Here is a 10,092-nt window from a genome sequence, read left to right as displayed (position 1 = left end):
CCACACTTCCCACACTTCCCAGACTTCCCACACTTCCTTGACGCACTACCAGTTTTTTCTACACCTTACTAAAATCAGCAAAGTCCTCTACTCCTTACTCCCTAAAAATAGATAACAACTAGGATGAATTAATTGTGGACTAGCTGAATTAATTCTATTTGCAGTAGATGTCAGGGTTACTTTACCAGATTCAGTCATAACCCAACCCATTGCCTGAGTAATTTGTGGCACTTTCTGAGTTTCTGGCCGACGATAAACCACCACAGGTTGTTGAAACTCAGACATCACAAATTTTGCGTTCTGTTGTGTATTACTTTTACTTTCCCACCCCACAGTTCCCCTCAATACTGTTAATGGTTGAGTCGGATCGGGGGGGAGGCCACCTCTACCTGTAATCACAAAAGAACTTCCTTGTATTTCCTCACTCGTTGCTGCACATAAATTTTGTGCCACTAATGAGGAAGCATCTATCACATTAGCAGATACTTTCACCACCCCTTGAGTCGGGTCTACCTGGGNAATTTTGCGTTCTGTTGTGTATTACTTTTACTTTCCCACCCCACAGTTCCCCTCAATACTGTTAATGGTTGAGTCGGATCGGGGGGGAGGCCACCTCTACCTGTAATCACAAAAGAACTTCCTTGTATTTCCTCACTCGTTGCTGCACATAAATTTTGTGCCACTAATGAGGAAGCATCTATCACATTAGCAGATACTTTCACCACCCCTTGAGTCGGGTCTACCTGGGTATTCAGTTCTACTGAACCATCTATACCTAAAGCTGAGGTGGCAGTAATTTCACTACTATTATCCAGAAATACTCCTTCTGTTGTAATGCCAATATTACCACCTTGACCAACTATGGCATTAGCACTAATATTGCTGTTGTCTGAACCAATTAAAAATTTTGTCTCAATATTAATATCCCCACCTGTAGCAGAGTTAGTAGCATTTGTAGTAATAGCACTCTGATTTTTTAGGTTAATTTCTCTTGCTTGTATGGTAATGTTGCCTTGTTCTCCAGCAGCAGTTTCAGCGCTGAGAGTACCATTATTGATTTGAATAGTTGGAGCATTAATCAAAAGAGAACCTGCTACCCCACTACCAGAACTGCTAACACTAATAATACTCTGGTCTTCTACTCTCAAAGAAGGTGTATTGATAGTAACAGAGCCAGCATTACCATTACCACGAGAACGAGAAGTAATAGCAGTTTCTGCCCCATCAGTATCAATATTTTCTGCTCCAAAATTAGCCAGTCGGTCATTAAAATTGACANCATTAATCAAAAGAGAACCTGCTACCCCACTACCAGAACTGCTAACACTAATAATACTCTGGTCTTCTACTCTCAAAGAAGGTGTATTGATAGTAACAGAGCCAGCATTACCATTACCACGAGAACGAGAAGTAATAGCAGTTTCTGCCCCATCAGTATCAATATTTTCTGCTCCAAAATTAGCCAGTCGGTCATTAAAATTGACATCACTACCAGAAAGAGTAATAGCAGTATCGGCATTAATACTAATAGTTCCCGCATTACCATCATTGAAACTAGAGGTGAGAATTTGAGCGCCACTGGCGACATTGAGATTATCTACATTTAACATGATATTACCACCATTAGAGTTGCTGCGACTTCTAGCAGTAACAACAGCACCGTTACTGAGGTTGAGAGTCGGGGTAGTAATATTAAGGTTTCCACCTGGTCGTGTTGCGCCTAACTCGCTGCCAGCAGTGATAGCACTGGAGTTACCAGTAATAGAACTGACTCCAGAGATGGTAATATTGTCAGTAGCATTAACGATAAGATTTCCAGCTTGACCGTCACCTTCTGTGATGACACTAACTTCAGCTCCATCCAAAATAGTTAAGCGTTCTGTTTGAATAAATGCGTTACCTCCATCTCCTTTACCTTGACCCAAAGATAAGTTGCTTAAGTCTTCTACACCAGCAAGTATACTGCTAGGAAGTATACCATCGTCACCACGACCAGTGATTTCAATATCTTTGGCTCTTACTGTTAAGTCTCCACTTTGACCATTACCAGATGTACCCGCTCTGAGTTGGCCACCATTTCTCAAGCTGAGGCGTTCGGTATCAATGGTTAAGTTGCCTCCGTTTCCCGTGGCTCCTGACAAAACTGTGGTAAACAGACTACTAGGAAGTTGACCAGTAGGGTTAGTACCTATCAAATTAATTTCTCTTGCTCTTACTGTTAAATCTCCACTTTCACCTGAACTTAATGTTCCTGTACCAATTAACCCTCCATCTCGCAGGGTCAAACTTTGGGTATTGATGCTTAAATTCCCACCTTTTCCTGTTGCACCAGGCAGAACAGTGGTTATCAAAGAACTAGGAACTTCTCCACTTGCGCTTTGGATCAAAGGTGATACTTCTTGAATTATATTCCGAGTTGTACCATTACCAGATAATTCAATCTCTGTAGCATTGACTGTAATGTTTCCTCCTTGACCAGAACTGAAAACTCCTGCTTGAATGACTGCTCCATCCCTTTGTATCAGACGTTGGGTGTTTATTGTTAAGTTGCCACCGTTTCCTGTAGCTCCTAATTTGACTCGGCTATCTATACCACTGGGACTATTGGTTTCTGGTGAACTACCTACTGCTTCTATTTCTGTGGCATTGATGGTAATATTTCCCCCTTGACCTTCAGTGGATGTAGCCGCTAGGAGTCTGCCTCCATCCTTCAAATTCAGACGTTGAGTATTAACTGTTAAATTTCCTCCATTTCCAATAGTAATGTTGGTGAGACTATTATTGTTGCTATCATTGCTCTCAGCAGTAATAAAACTGTTACTAATCTCAACATCAGCAGCATTAATTTCAATACTTCCACCTTGTCCTTCCCCAAATGTGCTAGCACTAACTTCGGCTCCATTTTCCAGACTCAACCGTTCAGTTTCTATTAATACTTGTCCTCCATCTCCACTACCCAATGCCCCAGGAACTAGGTCTGATAGATCCTCTACAGAGGCTTGAATACTACTGGCAAACCTACCATTCTCAGAACTACCTCGTAAGTTAATTTCTTTCGCTTTCACTCTTACATCTCCACTATTTCCAACTCCAGATGTTCCTGCTCTTACTTGTCCCCCATCTTCTAGAGTTAAACTTTCGGTCTCAATATTAATATTTCCACCTTCTCCTGTTGCTCCAAATAAGACCGAACTATTAAAGCTACTTGGCAATAACCCATCTGCTGAAGTTCCTACTACTCGTATCTCTTTTGCCTTGACTACTAGTTCTCCACTGTTACCTGACCCAAATGTTCCTATTCCTATTTGCGCTCCATTCTCTAAAAGGATGCGATCGCTATTTATTGTTAATTTTCCACTATTTCCTTCTGCTTGTGGTATGACTATGGCTAAAATTGCTGCGGGAAGTTGCCCATTTAAGGCTTGCACTTGTAGTTGTTGTTGTGGGTCTGTTAAGTTTACTGGTATTGTGCCACTTGCTTCTATTTCTTGGGCGTTTACTGTTAAGTTTCCTCCAACTCCTTCTCCTAATACGTTGGCTCCTAGTTGCCCACCAGTGAATAGTTTTAAGCTTTGAGTGTTGATGGTCATATCTCCCCCTCTACCTGTTGCTCCTGGTAATACGTCTGTAAATAAACCGCTGAGGTTTTGACCGTCTGATGATGCTCCTATTACTACTATCTCTTGGGCGTTTACTGTTAATTCTCCACTTCCTCCTGAACCAAATGTTGCTGTACTAATTTGTCCTCCACTTGTTAGTATTAAATTCGGACTATTGGTTGTTATACTTGCTCCGTCCCCTGTTGCTCCTTGTCCGACATCGGCATCTACTAGGCTGTCATTTACTTCTATTGATTCACTGGCGCTTAATGATATGTTCCCTCCTGCTTGGGTTCCTAATGTGTTGCCTAGAATTCTTGATTTTTCTGTTATTTGTATCTTTTTTCCTTGTATTTGTATCTTTCCACTTCCTTCTCCACTTACGTCTACTACGGCGTTATTTTTTAGTTCTATATTGTTGAAGTTTTCTACTTCTGAATAATTTAATTCATAATTATTTTCTGTGTTTTCTATTTCAATTAAACTCTGATTTCCGACGCTCCCTATTTCGATTCTTCCTTGTTCTGTTGTTAGTTTTCCACCGTCAATTATGACTTGATTTCCTATTAATCCTAGGGTTTCTCCTGTCGGGACTTGTAATCCTGTTTCTCCTGCTGTTGAACTATTAATAATGCTTCCTGTTTGAGTTGCTATTTGATTGAAAAATAGGGCTGATGGTGCTACGGATAATAGGTTACTATTTTGCGGGTTTGTGGCACTGAATATTCCATTTTCTCCTAGTCTGATTTCGTCTGCTGTTGTGGCGATAAATGAACCGCGAATGTCTAGGCTGGAGTTGGGTCCGAAAAATATGCCGTTGGGATTGATTAAAAATAGGTTTGCTGCTCCTTCTACTCCTAGTTTTCCTAAGATATTACTGGCATTTTTTCCTGTGATTCTTGTTAATATATTTTCAATTCCGATTGGATTTGTGAAGTAGACGCTTTGATTTTCAGTTATATTAAATTCTTGCAGACTGTGGAAGAGGTTTGAACCTCTAATTGCACCTCCTTCTATTTGNCCGTTGGGATTGATTAAAAATAGGTTTGCTGCTCCTTCTACTCCTAGTTTTCCTAAGATATTACTGGCATTTTTTCCTGTGATTCTTGTTAATATATTTTCAATTCCGATTGGATTTGTGAAGTAGACGCTTTGATTTTCAGTTATATTAAATTCTTGCAGACTGTGGAAGAGGTTTGAACCTCTAATTGCACCTCCTTCTATTTGTTTTTTCAGTTGGTCTATACTTCTGATTTTTGTGCTTTCTTTACCTAATGTTTCGTCTGGTATTATTTGAGCTTTGACTGGTTTTTGCCAATATAATATAGGTAAAATTAGCCAGATTCCAGATGTGAAGCTGACGGAAGTAAGTAGAGATTTTAATTTCATAGTTATCTAATTAATATCGTTAGTTAAAGTGACTCAACCAACAATTCTGAATTTTTCGGATTAATTTTGAAGAAAAGGTANTTTTTGCCAATATAATATAGGTAAAATTAGCCAGATTCCAGATGTGAAGCTGACGGAAGTAAGTAGAGATTTTAATTTCATAGTTATCTAATTAATATCGTTAGTTAAAGTGACTCAACCAACAATTCTGAATAATTATTAAATATTGTTGGTAAAAATAGATAACAACCTGGATGAATTAATTGTAAACTACTCGTTTTAAAAGTGGTCGAAGTAGATGTTATTTCAGTTATCAGTTATCAGTTTTATAATATCAGGACTTACGAAGTCAAACTATATATAGTGTATAAATTCCTCATTTTTCCAGATAAACCCGCTATAATTAGTGCCGTTGTGTAAATCATGAATATGTCCCTAACTAATTTTAGTGGTAATTAGTAGTAAAAAGATAACAACTAGGATGAATTAATTGTGAACTAGCTGAATTAACTCTATTTGCAGTATATGTCAGGGTTATGTTACCAGATTGAGTCATTACCGACCATACATGAAAAAAAAATACTCCTGAAGAACAGGCAGTATTTCAGGAGCTAACTGACGAGGAGCTAGAGTTATACCAATTTCATAAAATATTGCTACAGTCACGGCACAGGCAACAGCTCATCTGGCAAAGAAAAAAAATAATAAAAAATAGGAAAAAAGGTTTAATTTTGAGAATTTATGGGATTTATCAAGTTTTTTATTCTAGGAATAAATCACAACTTAAGATGTAACTGCCTTTTTTGAATTTGGTATTAGTGAGTAGTGGTATGTGGAGGTAGTGCCACTTTGTCCAGAGGTTTATAAATAGGGTTGTGCATCAGCAAAGTGTGGGATAAGTCGCGTAGGGCTGGCCAATAATGGTCTAAAAGCTCTGAGATATAATACCAGTTTTAAAAAAGAATGTTACGAATAATAAGAGGGATTGTGCATACTTTATAGGGATGTCCTTGTGACTAAAAAGATGATTTATGAACTTAGAAATACTATCAAAGCTATTCCCATACGACTCCTGACTCCTGTCTCCTGACTCCTAAAAAATTCCCTAGGTATTTGTAGCAAACATTTATCAAATTGGTATAAAGGTTGAGCAACCAAAAAGTTAGGACAGGTGGCTGACACTTCCCAATAAAGATACACCCTACAATTATTCCTCCTTGCTGGAAGNAAAGGTTGAGCAACCAAAAAGTTAGGACAGGTGGCTGACACTTCCCAATAAAGATACACCCTACAATTATTCCTCCTTGCTGGAAGGGAAGTCTCCCCACACGGACCACACGGACCACACTTCCTTGACGCACTACCATAAATAGTTGGGGTTGATTAACTATTGTCGATTTGCTAATATTTATTCACATAAATTGATATAGTTGCTATAGATTGTGCTATAATCGCCCTTAGACAGAGTAGTTTGTGGTGCAAAACCAGGCCACTATGTAACCGCTATCCTGATAAGTTATCTCTAGCATGGTCAAGTAATTAAAACCTCTGCGAATGCCGATACAATTTTGCTAACATTTGTTAACAATGCACAGCAAACAAGACCTGCTGAGGGGGTATCTCCCAATGTCTACAAGAAAACCTGTAGACGCTTTGTACGGACGTTGCACAGGCAAAAATGCGTTTTCCGTTCCGGAATGCTCCGCAAACATGTCGCGCAGCGANTTGTACCAACCCAGGCCACTATGTAACCGCTATCCTGATAAGTTATCTCTAGCATGGTCAAGTAATTAAAACCTCTGCGAATGCCGATACAATTTTGCTAACATTTGTTAACAATGCACAGCAAACAAGACCTGCTGAGGGGGTATCTCCCAATGTCTACAAGAAAACCTGTAGACGCTTTGTACGGACGTTGCACAGGCAAAAATGCGTTTTCCGTTCCGGAATGCTCCGCAAACATGTCGCGCAGCGATACGTCCCTTCTGTCGCCTTGGTTATCGGCTAATATTAGTCGCAATTTATTCTTGTGTCTCCTAATTAGGTAAGTAATCAAAGTAGTAGTACCTCTTATTTGATAACTTGAGTAAGAACTGCAGAAATACTATCTAGAAGAACATTGATATTCAATATCATCTACCCAAATTTTCTGGCAAATATAGCTATTCAAATCTAGGACACCTAGACTTCCTCTAATAGCTATCTTTAAATTTACTTTTTTAAAGAAGACTGATATAAACTATCAAGTTGTTGAATAACAGATTGAGGCTTGAAAGTAAAACGGATATAAAAAGTTTTTGATGCTTCTTCTACTTTTAATATTTTCCCATAAATATGTTCACTCATAAATGATTGATTGTCAGGCTTCAATAAATTAAGTTGAAGATTACTGTAGGGTAATGGTATTGAATCTGTTGAAGCCAATTTATTCATCTCTATCTCTGCACCTCTCTGAGAAAGCTTAATTAAATTGCCTTTAAATACAGTATTACTAATTTGTTTTCCTTCTACAATCAAATAAAAGATGGGAATTGGTTTTTCTAAAAGTAATAATATTTCCTCTTCTCTTGGTAAAAACAGATTATATTTACCTCCTATACCTCCTACCTCGTAAATATTGATTGGATTACTCATCCCTTTAGGTTTGATTTCCTTGGTACTATCTATTCTTAATTTTGAAATACCGATCGCTTCTTTAGTAGAATTAGAAATCAAGATTTGATTCCCAATAGCATAAGTTTCTATCCGAAAAGCTAAGTTAACTTCCCAACCAATAGCGGTATATTCGGTATGTTCTTCAGAGCCAATATTTCCGACTACTGCATCCCCTGTATTAATACCAATACCCATCTCTAAAGCTGGTAATCCTAAGACTTTAATTTTCTTATTAATAGACTCCATTTCTAACTGCATTGCTAAAGCACAAGCAACTGCTCTTTCTGCATCATCTTCCCTAACTATTGGAGCACCAAAAAGAACCATTATTCCATCACCAAGTAACTTGTCAATATTACCGCCATAGTATGTGATTATTTTTAATATATCTTGCAGATAAATATTAATAATTTCTACTACATCTTCTGAAGATAGTTGCTCAGAAAGAGCTGTAAATCCTCTTAAATCAGAAGCTAATACAGTAATAGTTTGTCTTTTACCACCTATTTTTAAACCTTCTTTACTTTCCAATAAATTACTAACTATTTCCTGGGAAAGATAACGGCCAAAAGTTTTTCTAATCCCACTAGCAGTACCAGCAACATAACCTGTAATGACAAAGCAAGCACCTACTAATGCTAATAGAGGTGGTATAACGGGAATCCACCAACCATAAATTAAACCAATATAAGTGCTACCAAATAAAATAAAGATTTCTAGACCTAGGTATTTAAATAAAGCTAATGATAAAAATTGTTTTGTTTGATTTCGCCAGTTCCATGTAACTGTAGCTCCAACTCCGGACCAAATAAAAATCCATAACCATTCCTGGGGTTCAGACCAAGTTCCGATTAAGGAACGTTCATTTAAAGTAGCACTAATAATTTGACTAATAAAATTTGCTTGAACCTCTACTCCTGTCATTGGCTGTGGCAAGTTTAACCAACTACTACTATATGGGGTATAGAATAGATCGTTAAAACTTTCTCCTACTTTGCCAATGAGAATGATGCGATCGCGTCCCCAGTCTGGAGGTACCTGGTCCTCAAGAATATCTGTGAGACTAACAATTTCAAAATAACCATTCGGCCCCCGATAGTTGATTAATAACTGATACCCACCCGCATCAGTTTTCACATAGCCACCATCATTTTCTTCAAAGGGAATGAATATTTGATTTCCAATACGCCAGTTATTAGTTCCTTCTACTTTCTCTGCTTTAATATTTTCCTTTTTTAAATAATGCAATGCTAAATGTATAGCAAAACTATGTATTCTTTCGCCGTCTTGATTATCTAAGAAAAATAAACCTCTTCTGACTCGGCCATCTGCATCGACAATCATATCATTTGCCCCTACCTGTCCTTTTTCTTTTAAAGCTGGTGGTGGTGCTACTCCTTCTTGTTTATCATCCTCTACTACTTTCTGAATACCAACTAGATTCGGAGTATTTTGAAATACTCTAACTAATTCTTGATGACCAGGTGGTACAGGTAAATCTCGGTAAATATCTAAACCAATAGCTCTGGGTTCCATAGCTTTGAGTTTTTCGAGTAGCTTGGCGTATGTAGCATCGGGAAGAATGGGTTGACCTATTCTGTGGATGTCTGCTTCATCAATACCAATTATGGCAATACGCCGATCCTGTGTAGGTAAAGGTCTGTTTCGGATATAAAAATCGTATGTACTCCACTCCCATAACTGTAATATTCCGGTTAGGCGCAGTAAGATAACAAAAGCAGTTATGCAGGGAGTTGTTATCCACACCCCGCGCCACTGCCAGATGAATAATTTGAGTCTTGCTCCTAGAAAATCATAACGAGATTTCACTCAGGGTTAACTACTGAAGCTAAATAATTGGACAAAGTTATACCGTTTCACGGAAGTCAAAAGTCGTAGGGGCGTTTTGCTACGCGACATATAAAACGTTTACGGCAGCATGACCTTAGGAAAGTTGTGCGTAGGTAATGGCCATTTTCGGCTGTCGCCGACATGTTTCGGCTAAGAGCCGACATGAATGCGGAGCATTCCGTCAGGAAAACCCCCGTACAAAAGTCAGGCATTAAGATTTTATAGACTCGAAACTTTGATGACACAGTAATTTCAGGAAATTATTTCACATCTTAAGTTTGCAACTATTTGTGACATCTTTAAAGTGAATTGGTATTAAATATATCTATATAAATCTTGAAAACATTGGAAGGTTGTACTCAAATAACAGAAAATTAAAACTAAGCTTAATTCATATTATAGTTCATAAAAATATAGTCAAATATGACTAATCCTTATTTTGCAGGCGTTACCCTGACTGGGTGAACTACAACACCCTCTATCCCATGGTCAAAGACATTTGGGACTGCTTTTTTCATTAGAGTTGTTGGGAAATAAGGTAAAATGGTTCAAGCAGAAATTGGCCAGAAGAATGCTAAATATTGAACGAGCCTTAAAA

At 38.1% G+C, this 10,092-nt stretch carries 3 protein-coding genes; all 3 read right to left on the bottom strand.

The window, feature by feature from the left end; translation table 11 throughout:
• Positions 1-1,279: 1,279 nt before the first annotated feature.
• On the bottom strand, positions 1,280-4,616 hold a 3,337-nt coding region (locus AFK68_RS46385; RefSeq protein WP_371357546.1), incomplete at its 3' end, for a filamentous hemagglutinin N-terminal domain-containing protein.
• A 4-nt stretch (positions 4,617-4,620) separates the two neighbouring features.
• Positions 4,621-4,988, bottom strand: a 368-nt coding sequence (locus AFK68_RS46380; RefSeq protein ID WP_371357545.1) for a filamentous hemagglutinin N-terminal domain-containing protein, incomplete at its 3' end; no start/stop codon positions are given.
• Between the two features lie 2,211 nt (positions 4,989-7,199).
• The gene (locus tag AFK68_RS24695; protein ID WP_094675903.1) at positions 7,200-9,473 is read right to left on the bottom strand and encodes a CHASE2 domain-containing protein; all 2,274 of its coding nucleotides are present in this window, start codon (positions 9,471-9,473) and stop codon (positions 7,200-7,202) included.
• Positions 9,474-10,092 lie beyond the last annotated feature (619 nt).

Source organism: Hydrocoleum sp. CS-953 (assembly GCF_002260545.1).
Lineage (GTDB): Bacteria > Cyanobacteriota > Cyanobacteriia > Cyanobacteriales > Microcoleaceae > Trichodesmium.
The sequence above is the reverse complement of the archived record's forward strand: the minus strand, read 5'-3'. Positions and strand labels throughout refer to the sequence as shown.